This is a genomic window from Micromonospora sp. NBC_00389, assembly GCF_036059255.1.
GTDB lineage: Bacteria > Actinomycetota > Actinomycetes > Mycobacteriales > Micromonosporaceae > Micromonospora.
In genome coordinates this window covers 4,687,478-4,713,867 of the sequence record NZ_CP107947.1, presented here as the reverse complement: position 1 = coordinate 4,713,867, position 26,390 = coordinate 4,687,478, and the positions used below count along the sequence as shown (strand labels likewise).

Below are 26,390 nucleotides of genomic sequence, written 5' to 3'. Positions count from 1 at the left end.
GACCTCCCAAGAGGAGCTACCACCATGTCATCGCCGGATATCAAGGCGGTCCTCGACGCGGTCGACGAGCACTTCGACACCTTCGTCGAGGAACTGCAACAGCTGTGCCGGATCCGCAGCCGCCGGCAGGAGCCGGACCAGATGGCGGCCACCGCCGAGTTCCTCGCCGGTTCGGTACGCCGCTGGGGCGGCACCGCCGACGTCGTCCCCTGGGCCGACTCGCACCCGTACGTGCTCGGCGAACTCGCCGGCGGGCCGCGCTCGCTGCTGCACTTCAACCACTACGACGTCGAGGTCGAGCCGGCCGGGGACGACGCCGACTGGATCAGCCCGCCGTACGCAGCGGAGATCCACGACGGCAGGCTGTACGCCCGCGGCGTCGCCGACGACAAGGGCGCGCTGATGTCCCGGATCCACGCCGCCGCGGCCTGGCGGCTGGCCGGTCTCGCGCCCCCGGTCACCAGCCGGTTCCTGATCGAGGGCAAGCAGTGGCTGCACAGCCCCGGCCTCGGCTCGTTCGTCGAGGCGCACGCCGACCGGCTGGAAAGCGACGGGACGCTGTGGGAGAACTCCTGGCTGGACGCGGACGGCCGGCCACTGCTCAAGCTCAGCGAGAAGGGCGTGCTCTACCTGCGCCTGTCGTTGCGGACCCTGCCCCGCGACCTGACCAGCCAGAACACCGCCCTGCTCGCATCGGCCACGATCCGGCTCGCCGCCGCGCTGGCCGCGCTACAGGACCCGGACGGCACGGTGCTGGTCCCCGGCTTCGCAGCCGGCGCCCGCCCGGTGACCGACGCGGAACGCGAACTGCTGGCCCAGGTCGCCTTCGACGGTGACTTCCTGCGCGCCCGCGCCGGCGTCGACGGGTTCCTCGGCGGGCTGGACGACCGGGCGGCCGCGGTGGCGATCCGTACCGTGCCCACGCTCACCGTGGCCGGCTTCGACGGCGGCGACATGCGCGACGACGTGACCCTGGGCATCCCGTCGCTGGCCCGGGCCAAGGTGGAGATCCGGCTGATCGCCGGCCAGGCCCCGGAGCGGGTCCTGGACGCGCTGCGCAGGCACCTGGCCGAAAGCGGCTTCGGCGACGTCGACATCGAGGTGATGGCGACCAGCCGGCCGAACATCACCGACCACCGGGACCCGTTCGTCACCCTGGTCGCCGACGCGGCCCGCCGGGCGTACGGCAACGAGCCGGTGATCGAGCCGTACACCCAGTGGATCGGCAACCAGGGCGTGCTGCCCGGCCGGCCGATCGTCGGCATCGGGGTGTCCCGGGCCGACTCCGGTGTGGACGGTCCGAACGAACAGATCCGGCTGGACGACTACCGCACCGGCATCAGGCACGTCATCGAGGTAATGGCAGCGATGGCCGCCAGTGCCGAGCGAAGCGAGGTGACGGCGTGAGCAGGATCCGGGGCACTGCCCAGCGTGGATACGTCGACCTGCCCTGGGGGCAGGTGCACTACCGGCACGGCGGTACGGCCGACCAGCCGGTGCTGCTGGTGCTGCACCAGTCGCCGCTGTCGTCGGCGACGTACGACGCCGTGATCGCGCCGCTGGCCGAGCGTGGCGTGCGGACGATCGTCGTCGACACCCCCGGGTTCGGGATGTCCGACGCACCGCCACGGCCGTGGTCGATTCCCGAGTACGCCGACGCGGTGTGGCAGGTCGCGGACGCGCTGGGGCTGGGCGCCGTACACCTGCTCGGGCAGCACACCGGGGCGACGATCGGCGCCGAGGCGGCACTGCTCGCCCCGGCCCGGGTGCACCGGCTGATCCTGCAGGGCCTGCCGCTCTACGACGACGCCGAGCGCAAGGCCAAGGTGGAGTCGTACGCCCCCGGGTACGTCCCGGACCGCGACGGCAGCCACCTGCGGGTGATCTGGGACCGGGTGTACGGCCTGTACCCGCGGCTGACCCCGGACGAGGCGAACCGGCAGGTGGCCGAATACCTGATGACCGGGCCGGACTACGCGACCGCGTACCGGGCGGTCTTCGCGCACCGGTTGGACACCGCGGCGCTGGCCGCGATCCCGACGGTGCTGCTGCACGGCGGCGACGACCTGGTGGACCGGATGACGCCGGTGGTGACGGCTGCCCTGCCGCACGCGCCGCTGGTCACCATCCCGGGCGGCACGGACTTCGTCGCCGACGAGCAGCCCGAGGCGTTCGCCGACGCGGTCGCCGCCCAGGTCGTCGGGCAGGCGTCGTGAGCGAGCGCAGCGAGGTGGCGTCGTGACCGAGATTCCGGCCGGGCCCGCGAGCGTGGTGCCGGACAACGTCGTCTACACCGCGACCGTACAGGTCTCGGGTGGCCGGGGCGGGCGGGCGGAGTCGCTGACCGGCTCGTTCCGGGCCACCCTGACCCGCCCGGCACAGCGCGGCCCCGACGCCCCGGGCACCGACCCGGAGGAGTTGTTCGCCGCCGGCTACGCGGCCTGCTTCGACAGTGCGCTGACGGCGGTCGGCCGGCAGGAGCGGATCAGCCTCGGGGCGACCCGGGTCACCGCCTCGGTCTCGCTCGGCACCACCGACGGCGGCGGGTACGCGATCGCCGTACTGCTGGAGGTGAGCGCTCCGGAGTGTCCGCAGGCCGACCTGGAACGGGCCGTCCACGCGGCACACCGGATGTGCCCGTACTCGAACGCCATCCGGGGCAACACACCGGTGACGATCCGGGTCGATGGTCGACACTGAGTCCGCGCCTGCCCGGACCACCGCCACCGGCGGTGGTCCGGACAGTGGCGGCGGCCGGACGGCGCTGGTGGTCGGCCTCGCCCTGATCTACACCCTGTGGGGTTCGACCTACCTGGGCAACCGGATCGCCCTGGAGAGCCTGCCGCCGATGGTCACCACCGCCGGCCGGTTCCTGCTCGCCGCGGTGGTACTGCTGGTGATCGCCGGGTTGCGGCGGTCGCCCCAGTTGGTGCCGACCCGGGCGCAGTTCCCCGGCGTCGCGGTCACCGGCATCCTGCTGATCGGGGTAGGCAGCACCCTGCTGGCGGTCGGGCAGCAGTACGTCGACTCCGGCCTGGCCTCGCTCGTGGTCGCCGCCGTACCGCTGTGGGTGTTGGCGCTGCGGGTCTGCACCGGACAGCGACCGTCGGCGCTGGTCGTGGCCGGGGTGTTCGGCGGGGTGGCCGGGCTGGCCCTGCTACTGCTCGCGCCGGGCACCCAACTGCACCTGGCCGGCACGTTGACGGTGCTCGCGTCCAGCGGGGTGTGGGCGGTCGGTTCGTGGCTGTCGCAGCGGATGGCGCAGCCGGCCGATCCGCTGGTCGGCATCGCCTGGCAGATGCTGATCGGCGGGCTGGCGGTCGCCGTGGCCAGCGCACTGACCGGTGAGCTGGGCGGGCTGCGGCCGGCCGAGGTGTCCGGCCGTTCCTGCATCGCCTGGGGATATCTGCTCGTGGTCTGCACGATCGTCGGCTACACCGTCTACTCCTGGCTGTTGCGGCGGGCGCCGCTGCAACTCGTGGCCACCTACGCCTATGTGAACCCGGTCGTCGCGGTCGGTTTGGGGATGATGGTGCTCGACGAGCGGTTGACCGGCCGCCAGGTGCTGGCCGGGGTGTTCGTGCTCGCCTCGGTGGCGCTCGTGGTCGCGGTGGAACGCCCCCGGCAACGCGGACCGTCGTCGCCCGCCGCACCGGCCACGCCCACCTAGGCTCCGGTTGCCCGCACAGCACATCGGACAGACAGCGAGGACCACGATGACCATCACACCTGCCGTCGACAGCGAGGACAGCCGTACCAGGTCTGGCCTGGGCCGGGCGCTCTCGGTGATCAACGTGATCGCCGAGCGCTCGCCGCAGACCCTGGGCGTGTCGACGATCGCGCGTGAACTGGAGCTGCCCAAGGCGGTGGCGCACCGGATCCTCAAGGAGCTGGTCGGCGACGGTTTCCTGAGCTTCGACGAGGAGACCAAGCAGTACCGGCTCGGCCCCGGCGCGCTGGCGGTGGGGTTGGCCGCGTTGCGGGCCCTGAACGTGCCGGACATCGCCCGCCGCTACATGGTGCGGCTGGTCCGGGCCACCGGCGAGACGGCGACGCTGTCGATGCGGCAGGGCTGGTCCCGGGTGTACGTCGACCAGGTGCTGTCGCCGCACGAGGTGCGGATGTCGGTGTCGTTGGGCACCAGCCATTCGCTGCACTCGGGTTCGTCGTCGAAGGCGATCCTGGCGGCCCTGCCGGACACCGAGGTCGAGGACTATCTCGACAACCACCGGCTGGAGCAGGTGACGGCGGCGACGATCACCTCGGTGGACCGGTTGCGGGCGGAGATCGCCCACATCCGGCAGCAGGGGTACGCGGTCAGCCTCGGCGAGCGGCAGTCGGGTGCGGGCAGTGTGGCGGCCGCGGTGCTCTATTCGACCGGTCAGGTGTTCGGCTCGCTGTCGTTGTGCGGGCCGCAGGACCGCTTCGACGCGCGGGCGTGTGCGGCGCACGGTGCCCTGGTCGCGGAGGCGGCCGGCGAGATCTCGGCCGAGATCGGCTTCCGTCCGGTATCGCGCCAGGCCGGTACCCGTGATCACACGACCACTGGCTCACAGCCGCTGGTCCTGCGGTTGTGAGCGTGGTTAGGATGACGACGATTCTGTTCAGCGGACCGGCGTTTCCCTCAGCCGAACAGACCGATTGTGTGGGAGGTACCCGTGGGTGACGGACCGCTCGAAGGACTCCGGGTGCTCGACATCTCGACGATCCTGGCCGGCCCCCTGTGCTGCCAGATCCTGGGCGACTTCGGCGCCGAGGTGGTCAAGGTCGAGCACCCGCAGGCCGGCGACAGCATGCGCGGGCACGGCAGCGCCAAGGACGGCCATCCACTGTGGTGGAAGGAGATCTCCCGCAACAAGCGCACGATCGGCCTCAAGCTCTCGGCGCCGGCCGGCGCGGATCTGCTGCTGCGCCTGGCCGAACAGGCCGACGTGCTGGTGGAGAACTTCCGGCCCGGCACGCTGGAACGCTGGGGCATCGGGCCGACCGAGCTGCACCGGGTCAACCCGCGCCTGGTGATCGTCCGGATCACCGGGTTCGGGCAGACCGGGCCGTACGCCGCCCGGGCCGGCTTCGGCACCTTGGCCGAGGCGATGAGCGGCTTCGCGCACCTGACCGGCGCGCCCGACGGACCGCCGACCCTGCCGGCGTTCGGGCTGGCCGACAGCATCTGCGGGATCGCCGCCTCGTCCGCGGTGATGATGGCGCTCTGGCGCCGCGACCGCCCCGGCGGGGCCGGCGGCGGGCAGGTCATCGACATGAACCTGCTCGAACCGATCATGACCGCCGTGGGACCGGGCCCGACCGTGTACGACCAGCTCGGCATCATCGGCCAGCGCAACGGCAACCGGTCGAGCAACAACGCGCCCCGCAACACGTACCGGACCAAGGACGGCGCCTGGGTCGCCGTGTCGACCAGCGCGCAGACCATCGCCGAACGGGTGCTCGAACTGGTCGGCCACCCCGAGGTGATCGACGAGCCGTGGTTCCGGACCGGCAGCGGACGGGCCGCGCACGCCGACGAACTCGACGCGTACGTCGGGGCCTGGATCGGCGAACGGACCCGCGACGAGGTGTCCGACGCCTTCGCGGCGGCCGGTGCGGCCGTAGCCCCGGTCTACACCGCCCGGGACATCGTCGAGGACCCGCACGTCCAGGCCACCGAGATGATCACCACGGTGGACGATCCGGACCTCGGGCCGATGCGGATGCACAACGTCATGTGGCGGATGTCGGACACCCCGGGCCGGATCAGGTTCACCGGCCGGAGTCCAGGCGCCGACACCGAAGCCCTGCTGGTCGACGAACTCGGCTGCGACCCGGCCGAGATCGCCGACCTACGCAGCCGCCAGATCGTCGCCTGACCGCAACCGTCGCCGACCGCGACAGGAACCCGATGGTCGCCACCGGCGACAGGAACCAGACCGTCGCCCCGGCGACAAGGAACGCGAGGAACCCGTGACCGCCACCAGCTCCACCACCACCGATCGCCTGCTCGCCGCCGTGCAGGAGGGGGTCGAGGTCTACGACCTCGGCCGGCGACTGTTCTTCGGCATGCCGCAGTCGCCGAACCACCCGGCGTTCCTGCTGACCCTGCCGCGCCGGCACGGGGACTCGGTACGCGCCGACGGCGGCTCGGCGGCCAACGACCTGCTGGTGATGGGCACCCACGTCGGTACGCACGTCGACGCCCTCGCCCACGTCTCGCAGGATGGCCGGCTGTACGGCGGCGCGGACGCGGCGGCGGCCGGTACCGGCGGCCGGTACGTCGAACTGGGGGCGCACACGATCGAGCCGATGGTCCGCCGGGGCGTACTGCTCGACGTGCCGGCCGCGCTGGGCCAGGACGTCAGCCCCGACGGGTACGAGATCACGCCCGACGACCTCGACGCCACGGTGGCCCGGCAGGGCAGCCCGGTCGGTGCCGGCGACGTGGTGCTGATCCGGACCGGCTGGGGCCGGCACTTCGACGACCCGGACCGGACCCGGTACATCGGGCACGACTCCGGCGTACCCGGGGTGAGCGCGGCCGGGGCCCGCTGGCTCGCCGACCGGGAGGTGCACGCGGCCGGCGCGGACACCATCGCCTTCGAGCGGCTCGCCCCCGGCGCCGGGCACAGCTCCCTGCCGGCGCACCGGATCCTGCTGGTCGAACACGGCATCTATCTCATCGAGGCGATGGACCTGGAACCGATCGCCGCCGCCGGGGTGCACGAGTTCACCTTCATCATGGCGCCGTTGCCCCTGTTCGGGGCCACTGGTTCGCCGGTCCGGCCGCTCGCGGTGGTCTCCCATGGCTGAGCCGACGCTGGCCCGCCAACTCGCCGAGTTCGCCGCCGGCACCGGATACGACTCGCTGCCGGCCCCGGTCGTCGACAGCGTCCGGAAACGGATCCTGGACATCCTCGGGCTGTGCGTCGCGGCCGGACCACTGCCGACCAGCCAGGCCGCCCTGGCGTACGTCGCCGAGCAGGGCGGGCGCGGGCAGGCCCGGGTCATCGGCCTGGCCGAGGCGGTGCCGGCGCCGCTGGCCGCGTTCGGCAACGGGGTGCTGGCGCACTCGCTGGACTACGACGACACCCACCTGCCGTCGGTGCTGCACCCGAGCGCGGCGGTCGTACCGGCCGCGCTGGCCGCCGCCGAACTCGCCGGCGCGTCCGGTCAGGACACCGTCGCCGCGATCGCGGTGGGCCTGGAGGTCTGCGTCCGGCTCGGTATGGCCGGCTACGACCTCGAGGCCGGCAACTCGGTGTTCTTCGAGCACGGCCAACACGCCACCTCGATCTGCGGGGCGCTCGGCGGCGCGGCCGCGGCGGCCCGGCTGCTCGGGCTCGACGCGGCCGGCATCCTCGACTCGCTCGGCATCGCCGCCTCGATGGCGTCGGGCCTGATCGAGGCGAACCGCACCGGCGGCACCGTCAAGCGCATCCACTGTGGATGGTCGGCACATTCCGCGGTCAGCGCCGCACTGTTGGCCAGGCGCGGCATCACCGGACCGCCGACCGTACTGGAGGGCCGGTTCGGCTTCTTCGAGGCGTTCCTGCGCGGCGAGTACGACGCTACCGCGATCAGCCGTGGGCTGGGCACGCAGTGGGCCGTACCCGGGATCTTCTTCAAGCCCTATCCGGCGAACCACTTCACCCATGCCGGCATCGACGCGGCCGGCGCGCTGCGCGCCCGGGGGCTGGACGTCGACGACATCGAGACGATCACGCTCGGCGTGCCGACCGCGGTCATCCGCACCATCGGGCAGCCGATCGAGGTCAAGCGGGCGCCGGAGACCGGCTACCAGGCACAGTTCAGCGGTCCGTACACGGTCGTCGCCGGGCTGCTCGGTGGCGGCGGACTCGGGGTCGGGCTCGCCGACTTCACCGACGAACTGGCCCGCGACCCGTACCGCCGGGCCCTGATGGCCAAGGTCGAGGTGGTCGCCGACGAACGCTGCGACGCGATCTTCCCGAACCAGTTCCCGGCCGTGCTGCGGATCCGGACCCGGCAGGGCACGGACTGGACCGAGGAGATCCTGACCAACCGAGGGGGACCGGACCGGCCGCTGTCGGACGCGGAACTGGCGACCAAGTTCCGGGACAACGTCACCGGCCGGCTACCCGCGGCGACCATCGCCGGAATCGAAGCGGAGGTCGCCCGGCTCGACCAGGCGACCGGAATCGACGTACTGATGGCTCTGGCCGCAGGCCCGGGCAACGATAAGGAGGAGACATCATGACGGCCCTGGACCTGTTGCTGCGCAATGTACGGGTGGTCCGGCACGACAGCGCCGAGACCGAGCTGACCGACATCGGCGTGGTCGACGGCCGGATCGAGCGGATCGCCGCCGGCATCGACCCGGCCACCGCGAAGTCCGTTGTGGACGGTGGCGGCAAGCTCGCCTTCCCCGGCGTGGTCGATGCCCACCAGCACTGGGGCATCTACAACCCACTGTCGGAGGACACCGCGTCGGAGAGCCGCGCGTCGGTGCAGGGCGGGGTGACCACCGCGCTGAACTACATGCGCACCGGGCAGTACTACCTGAACCGGGGTGGGGCGTACTCGGACTTCTTTCCCGAGGTGCTGGCCGCGTCGGCCGGCCGGGCGTACGTCGACTACGGCTTCCACCTGGCGCCGATGTCCCGCCAGCACATCACCGAACTCCCCGACCTGGTCGAGTCCGGTGTCACCTCGTTCAAGATCTTCATGTTCTACGGCAGCCACGGCCTGCACGGCCGCTCGACCGACCAGAACTCGTTCCTGATGATCCCCGAGGGCGAGCGGTACGACTACGCGCACTTCGAGTTCGTCATGCGCGGTGTGCAGGCGGTCCGCGAACGGTTCCCCGACCTCGCCGACCAGATCTCGCTGTCGCTGCACTGCGAGACCGCCGAGATCATGAGCGCGTACACAAAGATGGTCGAGGAGGACGGGACCCTGACCGGGCTGGCCGCGTACCACGCCTCCCGGCCGCCGCACTCCGAGGGACTGGCCGTGTCGATCGCCGCCTACCTGGCGCACGAGACCGGGCTGCCCAACATCAACCTGCTGCACCTGTCGTCGGCCAAGGCCGTCGACGCCGCCCTGCGGATGGCGAAGGCGTTCCCGCACATCAACTTCCGGCGCGAGGTCACCATCGGCCACCTGGTCGCCGACATCACCACCGCACACGGCCTCGGCGGCAAGGTCAACCCGCCGCTGCGTCCCCGCGAGGACGTCGAGGCACTGTGGACACACGTGCTGAACGGCGAGATCGACTGGGTGGTCAGCGACCATGCCTGCTGCCGCGACGAGCAGAAGTTCGGCACCCCACGCGACGACATCTTCATCGCCAAGTCCGGCTTCGGCGGCGCCGAATACCTGCTGCCCGGCCTGCTCACCGAAGCCGCCCAGCGCGGTCTGTCGCACCAGCGGGTCGCCCAGCTCACCTCGTGGAACCCGGCCCAGCGGTTCGGCCTGACCCGCAAGGGCGCGCTCGCCGAGGGCTACGACGCGGACCTCTGCCTGGTCGACGAGGGCAGCCCGTGGACGGTCCGGGCGCAGGACTCCGAGTCGACCCAGGAATACACCCCGTTCGAGGGCTTCAAGATGACCGCCCGGGTCACCGACACGTTCCTGCGCGGTCAGCAGGTGCTCGCCGCCGGCAAGGTCGTCGGCGACCCCGTCGGCCGGTACGTCTCCCGGTCGGACCGGTAGCCGCGATGGCCCCGATCGCCCGCAGCTATCTGTACGTCCCGGCCGACCGGGAGAAGCTGCTCGCCAAGGCGCACCTGCGCGGCGCCGACGCCCTCATCCTCGACCTCGAGGACGCGGTCACCCCGGCGAACAAGGAGGTCGCCCGTACGTCGGCCGCCGCCCACCTGGCCGACCCGCGGCCCGGCCAACTCTGGGTACGGGTCAACAGCGACCGGGCGGCCGAGGACATCGCCGCGGTGGCCAGCCCGGCGCTGGCCGGTGTCTGGGTGCCGAAGGCCGAACCGGAACTGCTCGCCGCCGTCGACGTAGCGCTGGGCGCGGCGGAGCGGCGACTCGGGCTGCCCGACCGGACGTTCCAGGTGATCGCCCTGATCGAGACCGCGCGCGGGGTGCTCGACGTGGCCCGGGTGGCGACCTCTCCCCGGGTCCTGCGACTCGGGCTCGGCGAGGCCGACCTGGCCGGCGAACTCGGCCTGCAGCCCGGTCCGGACGGGGCGGAACTCGCACCGATCCGGTCCCAGGTGGTCGTCGCCTCGGCCGCGGCCGGGATCACCGCCCCGGTCGGCCCGGTCGAGACCGTACTCGGCGACGCGGTCCGGCTCGCGGCGAGCACCCGGGCTCTGCTGCGGCAGGGCTTCCGGGCCCGGACCGCCGTACACCCCGACCAGCTCGCCACCATCAACGAGGTGTTCACCCCGAGCGCCGCCGAGATCGAGGCGGCCCGGGGGGTGCTGGCCGCCCTGGCCGAGGCGGAACGCCAGGGCACCGGCATCGCCACCCAGGCGAACGGCCAGATGCTCGACCGCGCCGTGGTTCGCGCCGCCGCCGAGGTACTCGACCGGGCGGCCGGGATGGGTGACCATCCCGGCCCGCCGTCGTAGTTCCGAACTGTCGGTCAGACGGGGTAGAGGATCTTCACCCCGTTAAGGTTCAGCGCCGATACGGAGCTAAAGCCGGCGAAGCCGGCATGATCCAGTCAAGTTTGTTGATCGGCGTGCTGGATTTGGTGTGGGTGTTGTGTTTCAGGTCGCCAGTCCTGCCTGCCTGGTGAGGCGGTCGAGGGCGGTGTTGTAGGCGCGGGCCGCCGCGTGGAGTGGTGATCGGGTTGGCGGGTCGGGGCCGGTCAGTTGCGCGGTGGCGGGACGGATGAGTCGGTCGTGCAGCCGGGTCAGCAGCATGGCGTGGTCCAGGCCGGTGTCGGTGACCTGGTAGCGGTGGGTGCCGGGGATGCGGGTGATGAGTCCGTGCAGGCGCAGTCGGCGCAGGTCGTAGGTGGCGCGGCCGGCGGGCCGGGTGTCGGGGTCGGTGCCCAGCAGCCCGGCGAGGTGGGTGCGTAGGTCGGCGTTGGTGAATCCGCCTGGGTGTAGCCGGAAGGTGAGCAGGGTTGACAGGAGGGCTTGGGCGCGGGGGTCGCCGAAGCGCAGGCCGGCGGCGTGTTGGCCGCCTACGTCGATGGGGTTGTTGACCGCGGTGAACGCGTCGGCTCCGGTGATCGGGTCGTGGCTGATGCGTTGGACGCCGAGCAGGCGTCGGTTGGCGAAGAAGCCGACCTCCCGCAGCGCGGGTAGGTTGTTCAGCCCTTTGTTGATGCCGAAGTCGCGGGTGTCGTTAATGGTGGTTTCAGTGCGCAGCGCCCGTCCTTCCTTGTGGTACTGCTTGATCTTGCAGTGTTTGTAGTCCACGTGCAGGCTCGGGATCACACCGGTGGTGAGGATCCGGGTACGGAACCGGCTGGAAGTTTTGTTACGGCCGGTGGTGATGATGGGCCGGTTGAAGACCAAGCCGACCTGGTCGGGGCGGCCGATGTCGAGGTTGTCAGGGATGACCTGCTCGAAGAAGATCCGCCCGGACACCGGGCGGTCGAGCATCTGGGTCAGGGAGAACTCGGCCTGCAGGATGGAAGGGCCGCTGGGAGTCGGGCCGGTCGCGATCATGCTGCCCGAGGCGGCGAAGGCCGCCGGCGTCGAGCGGGTGGCGTGGTTAGCGGCGATCCTCGCCGTCGCCGGCGCGATCACCCGCGTGCTGGCGGTGCCGTCCGTCAACGCGTTCTTCCAGCAGGTGTTCCCGCCGCTGGCCGCCGCTCCGAAGACCGAGCTACGGCGGGAGGCGTGACCATGTGGCGTGGCGGTGGCCTCGACCGCCCGGTGGCGACACGTCACGGCTTGGCTCACCGAAACAGCCGCGGGATGCCCGGTCAGGTGGCCTTGACGAACGCCTCGGTGACGAGGGGATAGAGCTTGGCGACCATCGCCTGGGACTTCTTGAGGTTCCCGTCGCCGTCGGAGGCGTCCAGGTTGAGCACGTAGGAACCGCGCGCCATCATGATCGTGCACTGGCTGAGCTGGCCGTCGTCCGTCTGCTGGGTCTCGCAGAAGGTCACCACGTCCGGATTCGCCGGCACCCCAGCTGGGGTCCAGGGCACGATAGTTGAGGTCCTGCCGTCGCCCGTCCGATACGACCGGCACGTCTTCAACACCGTTCGCAGCTCGCCGATCAGCTTGCGGCCGGGCACGGTCAGGTAGCCGACGACGTGCTGGCGGATCCAGATCGGCGGCTTCACCCAGCGGCGTTCGCGACCAGCGGAGGCGAGTCGATCCGAGGGCAGGATGTCGCGACAGAGCGAACGCAGCCGCCAATCGTCGGAGTTCTCGCTGGTGTGCTCCGCCGTCTCCTGGCGAAACGTCGACAGGTCGGCGAGCGCGAGCCGCGCCTGCCGGCCCGCCTCCTCCTTGTTCTTCGGCGCGGGTCGAGGCGGTGGCGGCGCCGGCTTGGCCGTCGGCGAAGCGGGGGCCGCCGCCGCCTGCCACCGCTCCCCGGCCGGCTCCGCAGCGCCACAGGCTGCGAGCCCGCCTACGACCAGCATCGACAGAATGATCGGCACAACAGGGCGACGCATCGCGGGGCGTTTCCTTCCGTAGGTGGACCGGGCCCGCCCGGGGCCCCAGTCCACCGGCGTCGCCGCGCCTCGCCGCGTTACGTCAGGCCGGCAGGTAGTCGAAGGTGTCCGGGTCGGCACCGGGCCGGGCCGCGGTCGGACGTCGACGCCAAGGCGTAATCTCCGCGGCGGAGGCCCGGCAGGTACTGCCGTTTTGCGGGGCCTCATCCAACACCGGCGAACCAGATCAGGCGTACCGGGCGCCGTGGCGCTCCATCCGCGCCCGCACCTCCACGGCGTGCTCGGCGGCAATCTCCATGTCGACGCTGGCCGAGCGCAGCAGCTCGGCAGCAGCCGAACCGGCGCGGCGAGGCGGGGGACCGGGCCGAGACGGCACCCGATCCCCGTCAGCCCGCTAGTTGCGGCGTGACCTCCCCGGCCGCCTCCGCAGCACGAACACGATCCCCCCGATCGAGCTACTCGCGATCGTGGCGATCGCCGGGATCGCTAGTGAGGCGGTGTTGCCCCTCTCCGAGCCGCTCGCCAGCACGATCCAGAGCAACGCGCCGATGGAGATCACTGCGATGATCATCAGCGCCATGATCAGGGCGTGCTCTGTGCCGCTCGTCGCGGTGGACTGGCGCCCGTCGCTGAGGTGTGGTGATGCCATCGGTGGAGGCAGCCATCCGTGTTTCTCGAACGAACGCCCGGCTGAGTCGAGCGGCGCTGACCACGTTTGCCCGAGAACCAGGCATGTCGTGGCGCTAGTCGTACCGGGTGCCCTAGCGCTCCATCCGCGCCCGGACCTCAGCAGCGTGGTTTCTCGGCGATCTCCATGTCGGCGCCGGCCGCGCGCAGCAGCTCCACGGTCGGTCCGCCGATGCCCTGCGGATCAGCCATCGCGACGCCCGCCTGGATGCCGAGCAGCCTGGGGTCGCGAGTGACCGCGTGCACTGCGGCGATGGCGTCAGCGCGGGGCTTCCCCCGGTCGGTGCCGTGACCACCGGCCGGCGACGCCGGACAGCTCCGCGAGCACCAGCCGGTCCCGGGCGGGCAGTGACGGCACATGCACCATCCGACGACCGTACCTAGCCTGCCGGAGCCGAGGTGGCGAGCCCCGGCGCGCCGCTCAGCTCGTGATCGGCGCGCAGCCGGTACACGCATGGCCAGTACGCCTGACAGTCGCGGCACCGCCGAGCATCGTCATCGCATTGACGATGCCTGCCAGCGATTGCCAGCCAGTTCTCCATACGCGAATCCATGGGCTACACCTACCCGGGATGCAGCCAGGGCCAACCCTTCCGTGGCTAGGTGCTCACCCCCGGACGGGTTCATCTGGCCAGGACAACAACCAGCGTGGCAAGGGCACCGAGCAGCAGGGTGACTCCGCCGAACATGACGTACGGCCACCGCTCACCGGAGCGCTGCGGCTGCGGCCGAAGAGGCTGGGTCGGGCAGGTTCCATGCCGGAGGTGCCGCCACCCCGTTTCGGCCGGGCCAGCGCCGCGGGGGGTTGTGCGATGTCGAGTCAGCCATCGTGCAATGCCTCCGCTGGCGCGTGGTGGTGGGCTGTTCGGCTGTCATCCGGGCGGGACTGAAGGGGTCGAGCAGTCCCGCCCGGTCGAAAGGTCGCGCACCTCGGCCTTCCAGCACTACAGGCGCTGCCCGTTTGCGCGCCGTTACACCCTCGGCGCGGCGATCATCCGCAAACCCTCCAGGGAGGCACACATGTCCGAGCTCAACCCCGCGCCGGCGCCGTCGCCCCGACCGATCGAGTCGAAGGTGAAGGCCGCGACGGTGGCGCCGGCGGCAGCGCGGCCGTCATCACCCCGGCCGTGCTGTGGGCGATCGACGGGCTGTGGTTCAACAGCGGCGCCGCGCCGGACGTGCCGCTGCCGCTGGTCGGTGTCGTCGGCCTGGTCGTGACCGGCGTCTGCGCGATCGTGGCCGGCTACTGGGCGAAGCACACCGCTCGGCCGGACCTCGGCCGCCCCTGATCTCCCCGCAAGACGAAGCGCCCCCGCTGGCTCCGGTGGGGGCGCTTCCTGCTGTTCGGGCTACTTCACCCGCCAGCGCGGCGGCACAGTCTCGTCTGCCGCGTACTCCACAAAGACCGGCCGCTTCTTCGCGGGTACCGGGAAGGTGATCCAGCCACGAACGCACCGGCCCGGCGCCAACTCCTTCTCACCCCACGGGTACTCCGGGCCGGCGATCTGCAGCTGATATACCAGACGGTGCTGAACCAGGCTAATTCGGCCACGGACCTGTGCCGGTGGCTGCACGGTCCGACGCTGCAGCGCTTGTGGCCAAGCTTGTGGCTCCCGGCCCGGCTGCGGGCGTTATGGCAGGCACGCTTCCCTGAGCTGACCACGCCGCCCCAGGCGCTGGCCGGTTCACCTCCGCCTGGCGGAGATCGGGCTGCGGGTCGCTGCCCGCTACGGGTTCGCGTTGGCCGGCGGGTACGCCGTGCAGGCCCACGGCATCCTGGACCGCCCGAGCGAGGACGTTGACCTGTTCACGGCGTGGGAGCGACGTGGCGAGTTCGCCGCAGCAGTGGACGCCGTCACGCCGCCGCTGTCTGCCTGGTGCTGCTGCTCGGCGGCGCCGTGCTCTCCAGCGGCGGACTCGACGACATCCTCGACCAGGACCAGAACCAGGACCGGCTCGACGCCATCGGCGCGGTCGACCGCCAGGGCGAGAAGGCACGCCAGGCGTTGGAGGACTCCGGAATCACGCTGCCGACGGAGCCGACCTGCGAGGACGTCTTCCACCGGACCGGTGCCGACACCGAGCGCAGCTCGGTGACTCGGCGGACCGGTGACAACAAGGAGGACACGGCGTTCGCCGAGCTGCGCAAGCTGTCGTTCATCAACGGCTTCCTCGGCCGGCCGAACAACCTGCCCGCCACCCCGCTGCCCTCGACCCCGGCGGCATCGGCGTCGGCGAACTGACCGACCCGCACCCCCTCCGTGAGCAAGTGCGTATGGCTAATCGACGGCTTATTTGCGGATTAAATCCGCCATAAGCGGCGCCCGAGGGTCAGTGGGCACCGATACTCTTCACCGCGCGGAAGGTCGGGGTCCGAAGGACCGCCGCTCCCGAGCCGCTCGAGGCAGTCGACCGCCAAGGGCAACGACCCCGGCCCTTCCGTCCAAACGTCAGCCGCCGGCGTTTCAGCGGATCCGATTCGCGGCGTACGCCTTGCGCCGTACCGGCTTCACGCCCGCCACGACCGCGGATCCTGCCCTGGTCCCCAGCACCGATCGAGCTGAACCCGGGAACAGGCTCCCGCTCACCTGACTACGGCCAGACAGGGCACCCCTACCCGCTCCGGCGCAGTCACGTCCTTCTACCCGCGCCGACGGCCGAATATGCAACGCGCGGTTACGGGAAGGTTCCAGGTGCCGCTGTCCTTGAGCCCCCCGGCAGGCGCCGATTCGACAATGTCCTCGAACACGCGTCTTGGCACATATTATTCGCGGTCTTCGTCGAGTTTGACGATCATCACGACGACCTCCAGGCTGTTACACCTCCCGCTTGCCGCCACGCTGGTGACGATCCTCGCCGTACGCTGACGGCCAGCTCAGGCCTCGAGGATCCGCCAGCAGGCCTCTCGCGCGGCGGCCAGGTACTCCGGGTCGAGGCCGGCGAACAGCCATACGTACCGGTCCGCCGACGGCCGTACCGGGGCGTCGCGGATGCCGGAGAGCGCCTCGGCCACCATCGGCGCGCCCTGGATGAGCGCCGGTTCGACCGCGGGTCGGCCGCGTCGGGCCGGGCGCTGACCAGCCGGTCCAATGCGCGGGCGGCGGTGGCGAGGGCGACGACCGCCTCGTACCCGGGACGAGTTGCGCTGGTACCAGGAACTCGGCCAGCGGGCGGGCGGGCGGTCCGGACGGGACCGGCCGGCTGTCCGGCGCTTCGTCCGGCTCCACCCGCACGGCCGGTGGCTCGGCCTGCGGCTGCCAGACGACGCTGAGCGCAACCGCGGACACCGATGCGGCAGTCGGCCGGCACCGCGATGTACCTCCGGGTGGGCCCTCAGATAGACGCAGTGGCACAAAGTGGTTCGGCTGTGACAGGCCGGTCGGTACAGTCTCCAGGATGCGGCTCACCGTTCTCGGCGGCTGTGGTGTCTGGCCCGAGGCGGGCCAGGCATGCAGCGGCTACGTCGTGGAACATGACGACTTCCGGCTGCTCGTCGACGTCGGCTACGCGACGATGCCGCGGCTGCTGGAACACCTCAGCGTCGACCAGGTCGACGCGGCGTTCATCAGCCACGGCCATCCCGATCACTGCGCAGATCTCAATCCCCTGCTGCGGGCACGTACGCTGCGCGACGCGCGTCCCCCACCGCTACCCGTGTACGCGCTGCCGCGTGCGCTGGACGCGGTGTTGGCGCTGGACCGTCCCGGCATGCTGGACGACGGCTACGTGCTGCACGAGTTCACCGCCGGCAGCGAACTCGAGATCGGCCCGTTCCGCGCCCAGACCCGGCTGCTGCCGCACTGGGTGCCAAACGCCGGCGTGCGGCTGGCCGCCGGCGGCCGAGTGCTCACGTACACCGGTGACAGCGGCCCGAGTTCCGACGTGGTCGACCTGGCCCGCGGCGCTGACCTGCTCGTGGCCGAGGCAACCTACGTGCACGAGGTGCCGGAGGACTCGAAGGGTTACCAGTCGAGCGCGCTTCACGCGGGTCGGCAGGCTGCGGCGGCCGGCGCCGGACGCCTGCTCCTGACGCATCTGCGGCCGGGTACGGACCATGCCACCGCCCGAGCCGCGGCCCGCGACGAGTACGACGGTGAGGTCGCTGTCGCTACCGCGGACATGATTGTGGATCTTCCCTAGACCTGGGCATCCGGGCCTCCCTGCACCGGCGCAGGTCTACCTGACCTGCGGCCAAGCCGTTGGCCGCGGTGAAGAGGCCCTCGGTGAGTTCGTCCCACGGCCGGAGCCGGGGCATCTTCTGGCCGAGGGCCTCCGCGAGGAAGTGGAAATCCTTGCAGGCGTGGAGTCCGTCGCCTCCACCACCGGCCTCGGCACCCAGCTCGACGACGGCGGCACTCTCGAGACAGTGGACGCGACGGCCCAGGCGGCGACGGGCAACCCGACCGGCGAGCCCCTGTGGGGCCTGCAATGGGACATGCCGCAGATCCACCTGCCCGAGGTGCACGCAGTGACCACCGGAAGCCCCAACGTGGTCGTGGGCGTGCTCGACAGCGGCATCTCCAGCACCCACCCTGATCTGGCCACACAGATTGCGAAGGACAAGAGCACTTCCTGCCTCGGCGGCATGATCGACACGGCTGAGGCCGCCTGGAATCCCACCACATCGGACCATGGCACCCACGTCGCCGGCACGATCGCCGCCGCGATCAACGGTGTCGGCGTCGCCGGCGTGGCGCCCGGCGTGAAGGTCGCCTCGGTGAAGGTCGTTAACGACGACGGCTTCATCTACCCCGAGGCGGCGGTGTGCGGCTTCATCTGGGCCGCCGAGCACGGCATGCAGATCACCAACAACAGCTACTTCATCGACCCCTGGGAGTTCAACTGCCGCAACGACGCGCGCCAGCGCCCGGTGTGGCAGGCCGTGCAGCGGGCGATCCGCTACTCGCAGAACAAGGGCGTGCTGAACATCGCCTCCGCGGGCAACTCCAACGTCAACCTGCAGCACAAGTTCATCGACAGCGGAAGCCCCAACGACGGCAGCTTCCCGGTCGAGGACCGCACCATCACGGGTGCCTGCGTCGACCTGCCGGCTGAGGCGCCGGGCGTAGTGACCGTGTCAGCGGTTGGCCCGACGCAGCAGAAGAGCTACTACTCCTCCTACGGGCAGGGAGTCGTGGAGGTGACCGCTCCCGGTGGGGATACCCGATTCCGCACCGGCGGTTCGCCCTCGACGCTGTCCGACGCCATCCTGTCAACCACCTTCAACACCGTGACGAAGACCAACGGCTGGGGCTACAAGCAGGGCACGTCGATGTCCGGCCCGCACGCGGCCGGTGTCGCGGCGCTCGCGCTTTCGGCGCACCCGAATATGAACCGCCCCGGGTTTGGTAGCGGCTATGATGTGCCCCGGGTTCCGTGGAGTCGTGTTAATGGACTCAGGCTGCGGACGTGATGAACGGGTGGAGCCTTTCATACTCGATCGGGGTGAGCATGCCGAGTGAACTGTGGCGGCGTTGCCGGTTGTGGAAGATCTCGAGGTAGTCGAAGATCGCACTGGCGAGTTCGATGCGGGTCTTCCATTTCTTGCGGTTGAGCAGTTCGGTTTGCATGCGGCCCCAGAACGACTCGATGACCGCGTTGTCGTAGCAGTCGCCCACGGATCCCATGGAGGCGACGAGTCCGGATTCGCGGGCGCGGCGGGTGAAGGCCCAGGACGTGTACTGGGTGCCGTGGTCGGAGTGGATGATCGTGCCGGTGGGCCGGCGGTTGCCGATGGCCATGGACAGGGCGTTGGTGACCAGGTTCGCGGTCTGTGATGCGTCGATGGACCAGCCCACGACTCGGCGTGAGTAGACGTCGAGGACGACGGCGCAGTAGACCTTGCCTTCGCGGGTGGGGTGTTCGGTGATGTCGGTGACCCACAGCTGGTTCGGTCCGTGGCGGGTGAAAGCGCGGTCGACGAGGTCTGCGGCGCAGGGCGTGTCGGGGCGTGGTCGCCGGTTTTTGTGGCCTGGTAGGCCTTTCAGGCCGATGCGGCGCATCAGCATTTCGACTGCGTTGTGCCCGACGGTGATGCCGCGGCCGAGGACCAGTTCGGCGTGCACTCGTCGGAAGCCGTAGGTTCCGCGCGAGTCCGTGTGAACCTGGCGGATCTGCTCGCTGAGCCAGCTGTGACGCAGCGAGCGTGCCGAGAGCGGGCGGTTGCGCCAGGCGTAGAAGCCTGCGTCGGAGACGTCCAGGACACGGCAGGCGATCTGAGCGGGTAGGCCTTCAGCGGTCATCGTGGCGATGGCCGCGAACCGTGCTTTTGGGGGCACCGCCTCCTTCAACAACTCCGCCGCCCGCCGGTGCACGGCCAGCTCGACCTCCAGCGCGGCGATCCGCTTGCGCGCGGCAACCAGCTCAGCGTGGTCCGTGGACGTCACCCCGGGAAGCAGGCCGGAGTCGATACGCTCCTGCCGGCGCCAGTTATAGATGGTCTGATCACTGATCCCCAGATCGGTCGCCACGGCCGTGACCGTGCGCCCGGCTCGGACGAGATCAAGGACTCTGCGGCGGAACTCGGCCGGATACGGCTTCGGCATGGATGGCCTCCTCAGCGATCTTGCAGCGCGAGAAGTCAACCAAACCAACTCCACCAAACCCAGGGCACATCAGCCGCTACCAAACCCGGGGCGATTCAATGCCCTAGGTTGCGGGCTTGCTGGGTGGTCCAGGTGGCGGTCGGGTGGGCGGCGACGCCGAGGATGTGCAGCCGGCGGGTGGCTTCCTCCATCACGAACAGCACGTACAGCCGCCGCAGATCGATCGTGTCGATGTGGAAGAAGTAGGTCGCGAGCAGTCCGCGCGCCTGAACACGGAGGAAGGTCCGCCAGGAGGTGTCGACACGCGGGGCCGGGCCGATCCTGGCCCGGGCGAGGATCCGCCGGATCGTTCCCGCGCCACTCGGTGGCCGAGCCCCACCAGTTCACCCTGAATGCGACGGTGCCCCCAGCCCGGATTCTCCCGAGCCAGCCGCACGACGAGATCCCGAACCTCGTCGCTGACCGGCGGACGGCCCGGCCGGTTCGGATACGTCCAGTGCCGCTTTAGCAGGCGGCGGTGCCAGGCCAGCAGCGTGGCCGGGGTGACGATCCGGTGCGCACGCAGTGCGCGGGGCAGCAACCGCGTCAGCGCGGACAGCACGGCGCGGCTGAACAGCCGCCGCCCGCTTGTAGGGTCGGGAACGTCGACATGGCTGCGGACCCACCGAATGTCGATGTCCGCCTCGCCGCGTAGGCGGCAGTACCCGCCGCCTGACGGCCCTCGCCCTCATCAGCATCGTGAATGCCGCGTCGCCGAGAGGAGGCCACGATGCCTTCCGCGTGGAGCCGCGACGCGGCATCCGACCCGGGAGTTTGCCGCGTGTTCGCGCAAATGTATATCGCCACCTGCGAGGCATTCGCACTGGAGGACTTGGGTCGGGTCGTACGTATGGATCTTCAGCGGAAGGACGTTCTCCCTTGACCTCCTCCATCTCCCGTCGCAACCTGCTGCGCTCCGGCGCGGCGGGTGGCCTCGGCATCGTCTTCGCCGGCAGTATCGAGGCGATCGCCGGTTCCGGTGCCGCCGAGGCCGCCCGCGGGTCGGTCGGCTACGGCGCCCTCGTTCCGGACGCGGCCAAGCTGCTCTCCCTCCCGCCCGGCTTCTCCTACAAAATCGTCGCCCAGGCCGGGGTGACGCTGCTCGAATCGGGCGAGCCGACCCCGAGCGACGCCGACGGCACCGGCTTCTTCCGCAGCCAGAACGGCGGCGTCCTGGTCAACAACCACGAGATCGGCGGCGACGAGCCCTACGGCGTGCCAGCCCTGCCGGGCCTGACCTACGACCCGGGTGCGCGCGGCGGCACCACCAACATCGAGGTGGACTCCGACGGCAACCGGGTCCGCGAGTACGTCAGCGTGGCTGGCACGGTGCAGAACTGCGCCGGTGGTATTACCCCCTGGGGCACCTGGCTGACCTGCGAGGAGACCGAGCAGCGTGCCGGCGGGGCGTTCCAGAAGGACCACGGGTACGTCTTCGAGGTCGACGCGTTCGATCGCGAGGCCAACAAGAACCCGGTGCCGCTGAAGTTCCTCGGCCGGTTCGCGCACGAGGCCGTCGCGGTCGACCCGGGCACCCACGCGATCTACGAGACCGAGGACGCGGGCGGCCCGAACGGGCTGTACTTCCGCTGGACCCCGCCGGCCGGCTTCCGCGGTGGCAAGGGCGCGCTGCGGGCGCTCGCGCTCAGCCTGGGCGGCGACACCGCCGGTACATTGCAGGCGATGAACTGCTTCAAGGGCAGCAAGCACATCGCCGATCTGGCCGAGGCTACCCAGCCGGGCACCCGGTACAACGTGACGTGGGTCGAGGTGCCCGACCGCAACGGGACAGCCGTTTCGGTGCGCAAGCAGTTCACCGACGACCAGGTCACCCGGAGCCACAAGCTTGAGGGCGCCTGGTGGTCTGACGGTGGGGCCTACTTCGTCGCCAGCTTCGCCCGGCACGACGACGGCAGCGTGAACGAGCACGACGGGCAGGTGTGGTTCTACGACCCGAAGTCGGAGACGATCACGCTGAAGACCATCTTCGGCGTGAACCCGGACCCGGACCAGGACACCAACTACGATGGTCCGGACAACATCACCGTCTCCCCGTACGGTGGGGTGATCTTGGCCGAGGACGGCGAGGGTCTCTCGCACCTGGTCGGCGTCACCGACGAGGGCAAGGCCTACCCGATCGGCCGCAACGAGCTCAACACGAGCGAGTTCACCGGCCCGACGTTCAGCGAGGACGGCAAGATCCTCTACGCCAACATCCAGACCCCTGGCTACGTGTTCGCCATCACCGGGCCGTGGGGTCGGCCGAGCAACGCCGAGCAGTGATCACCGCATGACAGCATGGTGCCGCCCCGCTCGGCAGACCGGGGCGGCACTGCGCCAGCCGGCGGGCCTGAGATCAACCCACACGTACCGGCGGGTCAGAAATCGCCGTCGGCGGGTCCGTTGCGTTGCCCGTGTCCGGGGACCGAGGCAGGCTTGACGGGTGAAGCGGTCGAGTCGTCGTCGTCCCTGGTCTCGGCCGAAGTCAGCGTTCGCCGGGTTCCGGTTTCCCGCGGAGGTGATCGTCCTCGCGGTCCGCTGGTACCTGCGCTACAACCTGTCCTACCGGGACGTGGAGGAACTCCTGGCTGAGCGCGGTGCCGAGGTTGACCACGTCACCGTGTTCCGCTGGGTGCAACGGTTCACCCCGCTGCTGGCCGACGCCGCCCGGTTCGCTCGCGACTCACCAGGTGACCGGTGGTTCGTCGACGAGACCTACGTCAGGGTCAACGGCGTGTGGCGCTACGTCTACCGCGCGGTCGACCAGCACGGGCAGGTCATTGACGTGCTCGTCTCGGCCCGCCGCGATGCCGCCGCGGCCCGGCGGTTCTTCCGGCGTGCACTGCGGATGCTGAAGGTGACGCCCAGCGAGGTCGTCACCGACGCCGCACCGGTCTACCCCGCGGTGCTCGACGACCTGATCCCCTCGGCTTGGCACCACGTCGAGCAGCACGCGAACAATCCGATCGAGGCCGATCACAGCCAGCTCAAGCACCGATTACGACCCATGCGTGGGCTCCGGACCGGCCCAACCGCACAAGTGATCATCGCCGGACACGCGTTCATCCAGAACCTCCGCCGCGGGCACTACGAACTCCTGCTCGACAGTCAGCCCAAGCTTCGAGTCGCTTCGGCTTTCAGTGAGCTCGCCTGGGTGATCTGACCGCGGACCCGACCCGGGCGTAACGCGTCTCCCGATCAGATAATGCAACGGCACCACTCGGCCTCCGGCTCACCTACCAGCCGGGAACGCAAACGGTGCGCGCTGAAGTGGATCTCAGCGCGCACCGTGGGTAATGGTTCGTGTCCGAGGGGCCACACGAACCAATGCCCCACCGCTGGTGACGATCGGCAAGACTTTGACGCTCACACAGGTATAGCTGCCCGGCGACCTCTTCGGGTCCGCCGAAGAGGTCACCGAGCATGAAGCCCTGCTCAACGGGTGCCGGCGATGGCCCGGACCAGCACGCCGAGACGTGTGCGGGCGACTGGAAACGCATGGCGGCGTGATCAATCTGAGGGCCGACCGGCTCGAGGCGCTGACAGCGCCGGTCAGCCCCGCGTTCCGTGACTTCCATTGACCCGCCGAAATCCGTCAGGCGGGGACCTCGCTTGGTTGCTGGGCCGCCTCGGCGGGCTCCACGTCGGCGATCTTGCCCAGCCGGCTGGGCCACCACATGTGCCGTCCGATGTCGAGGTTCAGCGCGGTGACCAGGACCGCCCGGACGATGATCGTGTCAAGCAGGACGCCGAACGCCACCGCAAAGCCGATCTCGGCGAAGGCGGTCAGCGGGAGGGTGGCCAGCACCGCGAAGGTGCCGGCGAGGACGAGACCCGCGGACGTGATCACGCCACCGGTCGCGGCGAGGCCGATGAGTGCGGCGCGCCGGGTGCCGTACCTCGCGGTTTCCTCGCGTACCCGGGTCATCAGGAAGATGTTGTAGTCGATGCCCAGTGCGACGAGGAACACGAACACGAACAGTGGCAACGACGTGTCGGCGCCGCCGAAGCCGAAAATGTGCCGGAAGACCAGCGCGCTCGCGCCCAGGGCGGCACCGAACGACAGCACTACCGTCGCTACCAGCACCAACGGCGCGACGACGGCTCGCAGCAGCAGCGCCAGGATGACGAGGACCACGACGAGCACGATCGGGATGATGAGGTTGCGGTCGTATCGGGCTGCCCGCTGCAGGTCGAGGTTGATCGCGGTGTTGCCGCCGACCTGAGCGTCCGCGCCGGGCACGGCGTGCACGCGGTCGCGTACCCGGTCGACCGTGTCGTAGGCCGCCGGGCTGTCGGCCGCGGCGTTGAGGGTGCCCACGACATAGGCGAGGCCACCCTTGGCGACGGGTTCGCTGACCGACGCCGGGTCGATGCCCTCAGTCGACGCGAGCGCCGCCTTCACCGCGGGGCCTTGCTCCGCCTTGCTGATTACGACGACCGGGTTGCCCGCACCGGCCGGGAAGTGCCGGGCGAGCACTTCCTCGCCCACGATCGAGTCCGGGTTGCCACGGAACGATTCCTTCTGGGTCAGCCCGGTAGCATCGAGCTGGACGAGGCCGATCGCCATGACGGCCAGTGCCAGGCCGGTGGCGACCCAGGTGATTCGGGGGCGGTTGGCTATCCGCTTGCCGATGTTGGCCCACAACCCGGTGGTGGTGGGCTCCGCGGAGCCGAACCGGGGCCGCACCGGCCAGAAGATCCAGCGGCCGACCGTCATCAGCATGGCCGGGAGCAGGGTCAGCATGACCGCGAGCCCAACCAGGACACCGATCGCGGCGACCGGGCCGAGGCCCTTGGTGGAGTTGGTCTCAGCGAAGAGCAGGCATAGCATGCCGATCACGACGGTGCCGGCGCTCGCGATGATCGCCGGGCCGGCGCGGTGCAGCGCCACCGCCATGGCCTCATGCCGGTCTGAGTGGCGCCGCAGCTCCTCGCGGTACCGCGCCACGAGCAGCAGCGCGTAGTCCGTGCCCGCGCCGAACACGAGCACGGTCAGGATGCCCGCACTCTGCGCGTTGACGGTGAGGCCGGCGTTCTTCGCCAGCAGGTAGATGACCGCCTGGGCGGCCGTCAGCGCGACGCCGGCGGAGACGACGGGCAGCAGCCACAGCCCGGGACTGCGGTAGGTGAGCAACAGGATCACCACGACCACACCGATCGTGGCGAACAGCAGCCTGCCGTCAATGCCAGCGAAGGCCTCGCTGGAGTCCGCCGCGCTGCCAGCGGGCCCCGTGACGTGCACCGACAGCCCGCTGGCGCCGGCCTTCGCGACGTCCTTCATCGAGGTGACAATATCGCCCGCCTTGTCCCACCCCTGAGGGCCGAGATTGAGCGGGACGATGATCTGCGCCGCCTGACCGTCGCTGGAGAAGATCGGGCCGCCGACCTGACCGTCGACTTCGGCCATCTGGCCGAACCTGTGCGCATCGGACACTGTCTGCGCGCGGTCGGTCTCGGTCAGTCCGGAAGACCGCTGGTAGACGACAACGGCCGGGATCGTGTCGGCCGACGCGAACGCCGCCTGCCGGTCAAGCACTTGAGTCGACTCCGCGCTACCCGGCAGCCAGGACTTGGCCTCATTGTCCTCGACGCTGGTGAGCTTGCCGGCAAGCGGCCCAGCCACCGCGACGAGAGCCAGCCAGAACACGATGATGAGGTACTTCGTCTTGCGTCCTGTGATCAAGCTCGCGACCGACCTGGCCATGATCCCCCCGTTTGGACGTCCAATCCCCGATGGACCAGGTTATGTTCCCGTCTACCCAAGCGTCCCGACATCGGCAGTACGCACCGACACCACTGCCCAAAACCCCTAGGGGCCGACATCCTCCGGCCGCTCCCGAACCGAGGTGCCACCTGTCGGATTCGGTGAACGTCTGCTCCCCGCGCACGCAGGGGTGATCCGACGCTCGCGTCCAGGCCGCCGGCGGCGCCGACCTGCTCCCCGCGCTCCCCGCGCACGGGGGGGTGATCCTCAGCCGGTGGGCGGATGGTCCGGCGGCCTCCTCTGCTCTCCGCGCACGCGGGGGTGATCCCACGCTGTCCCGTGGCATGAGCGGGTTCGTCGTCTGCTCCCCGCGCACGCGGCGGTGATCCGGCCGGCGGGAACGAGGGTGACCCCATGGTGCGAGCGCGATTGTGTCTTCGTGCGGTTCGGCGTAGAGGTCGGGGGCCTCCAGTGCGCCGGTCGTTGGTCGTTCGTCGTCGATGGGTGATCGCCAGTCGCAGACGGAGTGCCTGCGGCGCCGGTTGTAGAAGTCGGTGATCCAGGTGGCGATTTTCAGGCGCGCCTCGGTACGGCTACGGAACTGGCGGCGGTGGACGTACTCGACCTTGATGGTGGAGAAGGTCGCCTCGGCGACGGCGTTGTCGAAGCATCCGACGCGGCCCATCGACTGGCGCACCTTCCAACGGGCGCAGGCCCGGGCGAAGTCAGCCGAGGTGTACTCGCGGCCCCTGTCGCTGTGGAAGATCACCCCCGCGTGATGAGCACACTCGGACAAGACCTGCTGGCGCCGCCACGCCAATCGACCGACAAT

26 protein-coding genes and 2 pseudogenes are annotated in these 26,390 nt (G+C 70.3%); 19 read left to right on the top strand and 9 right to left on the bottom strand.

Annotated features, from left to right (window positions below):
• Window positions 1-24 precede the first annotated feature (24 nt).
• The 10 genes from OG470_RS22440 to OG470_RS22395 all read left to right on the top strand — a co-directional run bounded on the left by OG470_RS22440 (window position 25) and on the right by OG470_RS22395 (window position 10,565).
• Window positions 25-1,407, top strand: coding sequence for a M20/M25/M40 family metallo-hydrolase (locus OG470_RS22440; protein WP_328415144.1), 1,383 nt, complete (start codon window positions 25-27; stop codon window positions 1,405-1,407).
• Window positions 1,404-2,216: an alpha/beta fold hydrolase gene (locus OG470_RS22435; RefSeq protein ID WP_328415143.1), complete on the top strand. Its 813-nt coding sequence runs from the start codon at window positions 1,404-1,406 to the stop codon at window positions 2,214-2,216. The genes OG470_RS22440 and OG470_RS22435 overlap by 4 nt, the downstream gene beginning before the upstream one ends.
• A gap of 22 nt (window positions 2,217-2,238) precedes the next feature.
• Window positions 2,239-2,700 carry an Ohr family peroxiredoxin gene (locus tag OG470_RS22430; RefSeq protein WP_328415141.1) on the top strand — a complete coding sequence of 154 codons (462 nt, stop codon included), beginning with the start codon at window positions 2,239-2,241 and terminating at the stop codon, window positions 2,698-2,700.
• Entirely contained in the window at window positions 2,687-3,670 is a 984-nt protein-coding gene (locus tag OG470_RS22425) for an EamA family transporter (RefSeq protein ID WP_328415139.1), read from the top strand. The genes OG470_RS22430 and OG470_RS22425 overlap by 14 nt, the downstream gene beginning before the upstream one ends.
• A gap of 46 nt (window positions 3,671-3,716) precedes the next feature.
• Window positions 3,717-4,577, top strand: a complete 861-nt coding sequence (locus OG470_RS22420; RefSeq protein ID WP_328415137.1) for an IclR family transcriptional regulator — start codon at window positions 3,717-3,719, stop codon at window positions 4,575-4,577.
• 81 nt (window positions 4,578-4,658) lie between these two features.
• Window positions 4,659-5,864: a CaiB/BaiF CoA transferase family protein gene (locus OG470_RS22415; protein ID WP_328415135.1), complete on the top strand. Its 1,206-nt coding sequence runs from the start codon at window positions 4,659-4,661 to the stop codon at window positions 5,862-5,864.
• A gap of 94 nt (window positions 5,865-5,958) precedes the next feature.
• On the top strand, window positions 5,959-6,801 hold the full coding sequence (locus tag OG470_RS22410) for a cyclase family protein (protein WP_328415133.1): 843 nt from the start codon (window positions 5,959-5,961) through the stop codon (window positions 6,799-6,801).
• Window positions 6,794-8,227, top strand: coding sequence for an MmgE/PrpD family protein (locus tag OG470_RS22405; RefSeq protein WP_328415131.1), 1,434 nt, complete (start codon window positions 6,794-6,796; stop codon window positions 8,225-8,227). The genes OG470_RS22410 and OG470_RS22405 overlap by 8 nt, the downstream gene beginning before the upstream one ends.
• Complete coding sequence (locus OG470_RS22400) at window positions 8,224-9,684, top strand: dihydroorotase (protein WP_328415129.1); 1,461 nt, start codon at window positions 8,224-8,226, stop codon at window positions 9,682-9,684. The genes OG470_RS22405 and OG470_RS22400 overlap by 4 nt, the downstream gene beginning before the upstream one ends.
• A 5-nt stretch (window positions 9,685-9,689) precedes the next feature.
• On the top strand, window positions 9,690-10,565 hold the full coding sequence (locus tag OG470_RS22395) for an HpcH/HpaI aldolase/citrate lyase family protein (protein WP_328415127.1): 876 nt from the start codon (window positions 9,690-9,692) through the stop codon (window positions 10,563-10,565).
• 141 nt (window positions 10,566-10,706) lie between these two features.
• Here OG470_RS22395 and OG470_RS22390 read toward each other — a convergent pair whose 3' ends face one another.
• Entirely contained in the window at window positions 10,707-11,618 is a 912-nt protein-coding gene (locus tag OG470_RS22390; protein ID WP_328415126.1) for a hypothetical protein, read from the bottom strand.
• On the opposite strand from OG470_RS22390, the gene OG470_RS22385 reads away from it, so the two are divergent.
• The gene (locus OG470_RS22385) at window positions 11,617-11,796 is read left to right on the top strand and encodes a hypothetical protein (RefSeq protein WP_328415124.1); all 180 of its coding nucleotides are present in this window, start codon (window positions 11,617-11,619) and stop codon (window positions 11,794-11,796) included. The genes OG470_RS22390 and OG470_RS22385 overlap by 2 nt on opposite strands.
• An 82-nt stretch (window positions 11,797-11,878) precedes the next feature.
• On the opposite strand, the gene OG470_RS22380 is transcribed toward OG470_RS22385, so the two are convergent.
• The 4 genes and pseudogenes from OG470_RS22380 to OG470_RS22365 all read right to left on the bottom strand — a co-directional run.
• Window positions 11,879-12,547 (bottom strand): hypothetical protein, encoded by a 669-nt coding sequence (locus OG470_RS22380; protein WP_328415123.1) that lies wholly within the window; start codon window positions 12,545-12,547, stop codon window positions 11,879-11,881.
• A 259-nt stretch (window positions 12,548-12,806) separates the two neighbouring features.
• Window positions 12,807-12,956, bottom strand: a complete 150-nt coding sequence (locus OG470_RS22375; protein ID WP_328415122.1) for a hypothetical protein — start codon at window positions 12,954-12,956, stop codon at window positions 12,807-12,809.
• 18 nt (window positions 12,957-12,974) lie between these two features.
• The gene (locus OG470_RS22370; RefSeq protein ID WP_328415120.1) at window positions 12,975-13,160 is read right to left on the bottom strand and encodes a hypothetical protein; all 186 of its coding nucleotides are present in this window, start codon (window positions 13,158-13,160) and stop codon (window positions 12,975-12,977) included.
• Between the two features lie 184 nt (window positions 13,161-13,344).
• Window positions 13,345-13,634: pseudogene (locus OG470_RS22365) on the bottom strand (hypothetical protein); the annotation flags it as partial.
• Window positions 13,635-14,394: 760 nt separating this feature from the next.
• Between OG470_RS22365 and OG470_RS22360 the strand changes: the two are divergent.
• The 3 genes and pseudogenes from OG470_RS22360 (at window position 14,395) to OG470_RS22350 (ending at window position 15,510) form a co-directional block, all read left to right on the top strand.
• Window positions 14,395-14,556, top strand: coding sequence for a hypothetical protein (locus OG470_RS22360; RefSeq protein ID WP_328415118.1), 162 nt, complete (start codon window positions 14,395-14,397; stop codon window positions 14,554-14,556).
• Window positions 14,557-14,962: 406 nt separating this feature from the next.
• Window positions 14,963-15,124, top strand: a pseudogene (locus tag OG470_RS22355) (nucleotidyl transferase AbiEii/AbiGii toxin family protein); the annotation flags it as partial.
• Window positions 15,082-15,510, top strand: coding sequence for a hypothetical protein (locus tag OG470_RS22350; RefSeq protein WP_328415116.1), 429 nt, complete (start codon window positions 15,082-15,084; stop codon window positions 15,508-15,510). The pseudogene OG470_RS22355 and the gene OG470_RS22350, both read left to right, overlap by 43 nt.
• Before the next feature lie 632 nt (window positions 15,511-16,142).
• On the opposite strand, the gene OG470_RS22345 is transcribed toward OG470_RS22350, so the two are convergent.
• Window positions 16,143-16,283, bottom strand: a complete 141-nt coding sequence (locus tag OG470_RS22345) for a hypothetical protein (protein WP_328415114.1) — start codon at window positions 16,281-16,283, stop codon at window positions 16,143-16,145.
• A 380-nt stretch (window positions 16,284-16,663) separates the two neighbouring features.
• On the opposite strand from OG470_RS22345, the gene OG470_RS22340 reads away from it, so the two are divergent.
• Together OG470_RS22340 and OG470_RS22335 are read left to right on the top strand one after the other, a co-directional pair.
• Window positions 16,664-17,407 carry an MBL fold metallo-hydrolase gene (locus tag OG470_RS22340; RefSeq protein WP_328415112.1) on the top strand — a complete coding sequence of 248 codons (744 nt, stop codon included), beginning with the start codon at window positions 16,664-16,666 and terminating at the stop codon, window positions 17,405-17,407.
• A 160-nt stretch (window positions 17,408-17,567) separates the two neighbouring features.
• The gene (locus tag OG470_RS22335; RefSeq protein ID WP_328415110.1) at window positions 17,568-18,680 is read left to right on the top strand and encodes a S8 family peptidase; all 1,113 of its coding nucleotides are present in this window, start codon (window positions 17,568-17,570) and stop codon (window positions 18,678-18,680) included.
• On the opposite strand, the gene OG470_RS22330 is transcribed toward OG470_RS22335, so the two are convergent.
• Window positions 18,664-19,812, bottom strand: a complete 1,149-nt coding sequence (locus tag OG470_RS22330) for an IS3 family transposase (protein ID WP_328415108.1) — start codon at window positions 19,810-19,812, stop codon at window positions 18,664-18,666. The two genes, OG470_RS22335 and OG470_RS22330, sit on opposite strands and share 17 nt — an antisense overlap.
• A gap of 918 nt (window positions 19,813-20,730) precedes the next feature.
• Between OG470_RS22330 and OG470_RS22325 the strand changes: the two genes are divergently transcribed.
• Both OG470_RS22325 and OG470_RS22320 read left to right on the top strand, forming a co-directional pair.
• Window positions 20,731-22,134: an alkaline phosphatase PhoX gene (locus OG470_RS22325; protein WP_328415106.1), complete on the top strand. Its 1,404-nt coding sequence runs from the start codon at window positions 20,731-20,733 to the stop codon at window positions 22,132-22,134.
• 160 nt (window positions 22,135-22,294) lie between these two features.
• The gene (locus OG470_RS22320) at window positions 22,295-23,014 is read left to right on the top strand and encodes an IS6 family transposase (protein ID WP_328415104.1); all 720 of its coding nucleotides are present in this window, start codon (window positions 22,295-22,297) and stop codon (window positions 23,012-23,014) included.
• Window positions 23,015-23,446: 432 nt separating this feature from the next.
• On the opposite strand, the gene OG470_RS22315 is transcribed toward OG470_RS22320, so the two are convergent.
• Together OG470_RS22315 and OG470_RS37340 are read right to left on the bottom strand one after the other, a co-directional pair.
• Entirely contained in the window at window positions 23,447-25,537 is a 2,091-nt protein-coding gene (locus OG470_RS22315) for an MMPL family transporter (protein WP_442930941.1), read from the bottom strand.
• Window positions 25,431-26,189, bottom strand: a complete 759-nt coding sequence (locus OG470_RS37340) for a hypothetical protein (protein WP_442931206.1) — start codon at window positions 26,187-26,189, stop codon at window positions 25,431-25,433. Before OG470_RS37340 ends, OG470_RS22315 begins: the two co-directional genes overlap by 107 nt.
• Here OG470_RS37340 and OG470_RS22310 point away from each other — a divergent pair.
• Complete coding sequence (locus OG470_RS22310) at window positions 26,122-26,337, top strand: hypothetical protein (RefSeq protein WP_328415102.1); 216 nt, start codon at window positions 26,122-26,124, stop codon at window positions 26,335-26,337. The genes OG470_RS37340 and OG470_RS22310 overlap by 68 nt on opposite strands.
• Window positions 26,338-26,390 lie beyond the last annotated feature (53 nt).

What these genes read in the sequence shown, in the direction of transcription:
- OG470_RS22390 (WP_328415126.1), bottom strand. Translation starts at nt 11,618, where the DNA reads ATGATCGCGACCGGCCCGACTCCCAGCGGCCCTTCCATCCTGCAGGCC.
- OG470_RS22385 (WP_328415124.1), top strand. Translation starts at nt 11,617, where the DNA reads ATGCTGCCCGAGGCGGCGAAGGCCGCCGGCGTCGAGCGGGTGGCGTGG.
- OG470_RS22395 (WP_328415127.1), top strand. Translation starts at nt 9,690, where the DNA reads ATGGCCCCGATCGCCCGCAGCTATCTGTACGTCCCGGCCGACCGGGAG.
- OG470_RS22425 (WP_328415139.1), top strand. Translation starts at nt 2,687, where the DNA reads ATGGTCGACACTGAGTCCGCGCCTGCCCGGACCACCGCCACCGGCGGT.
- OG470_RS22405 (WP_328415131.1), top strand. Translation starts at nt 6,794, where the DNA reads ATGGCTGAGCCGACGCTGGCCCGCCAACTCGCCGAGTTCGCCGCCGGC.
- OG470_RS22420 (WP_328415137.1), top strand. Translation starts at nt 3,717, where the DNA reads ATGACCATCACACCTGCCGTCGACAGCGAGGACAGCCGTACCAGGTCT.
- OG470_RS22380 (WP_328415123.1), bottom strand. Translation starts at nt 12,547, where the DNA reads ATGCTGGTCGTAGGCGGGCTCGCAGCCTGTGGCGCTGCGGAGCCGGCC.
- OG470_RS22330 (WP_328415108.1), bottom strand. Translation starts at nt 19,812, where the DNA reads ATGCCGAAGCCGTATCCGGCCGAGTTCCGCCGCAGAGTCCTTGATCTC.
- OG470_RS22400 (WP_328415129.1), top strand. Translation starts at nt 8,224, where the DNA reads ATGACGGCCCTGGACCTGTTGCTGCGCAATGTACGGGTGGTCCGGCAC.
- OG470_RS22345 (WP_328415114.1), bottom strand. Translation starts at nt 16,283, where the DNA reads ATGGTGGCCGAGGCGCTCTCCGGCATCCGCGACGCCCCGGTACGGCCG.
- OG470_RS22340 (WP_328415112.1), top strand. Translation starts at nt 16,664, where the DNA reads ATGCGGCTCACCGTTCTCGGCGGCTGTGGTGTCTGGCCCGAGGCGGGC.
- OG470_RS22440 (WP_328415144.1), top strand. Translation starts at nt 25, where the DNA reads ATGTCATCGCCGGATATCAAGGCGGTCCTCGACGCGGTCGACGAGCAC.
- OG470_RS22370 (WP_328415120.1), bottom strand. Translation starts at nt 13,160, where the DNA reads ATGGCGCTGATGATCATCGCAGTGATCTCCATCGGCGCGTTGCTCTGG.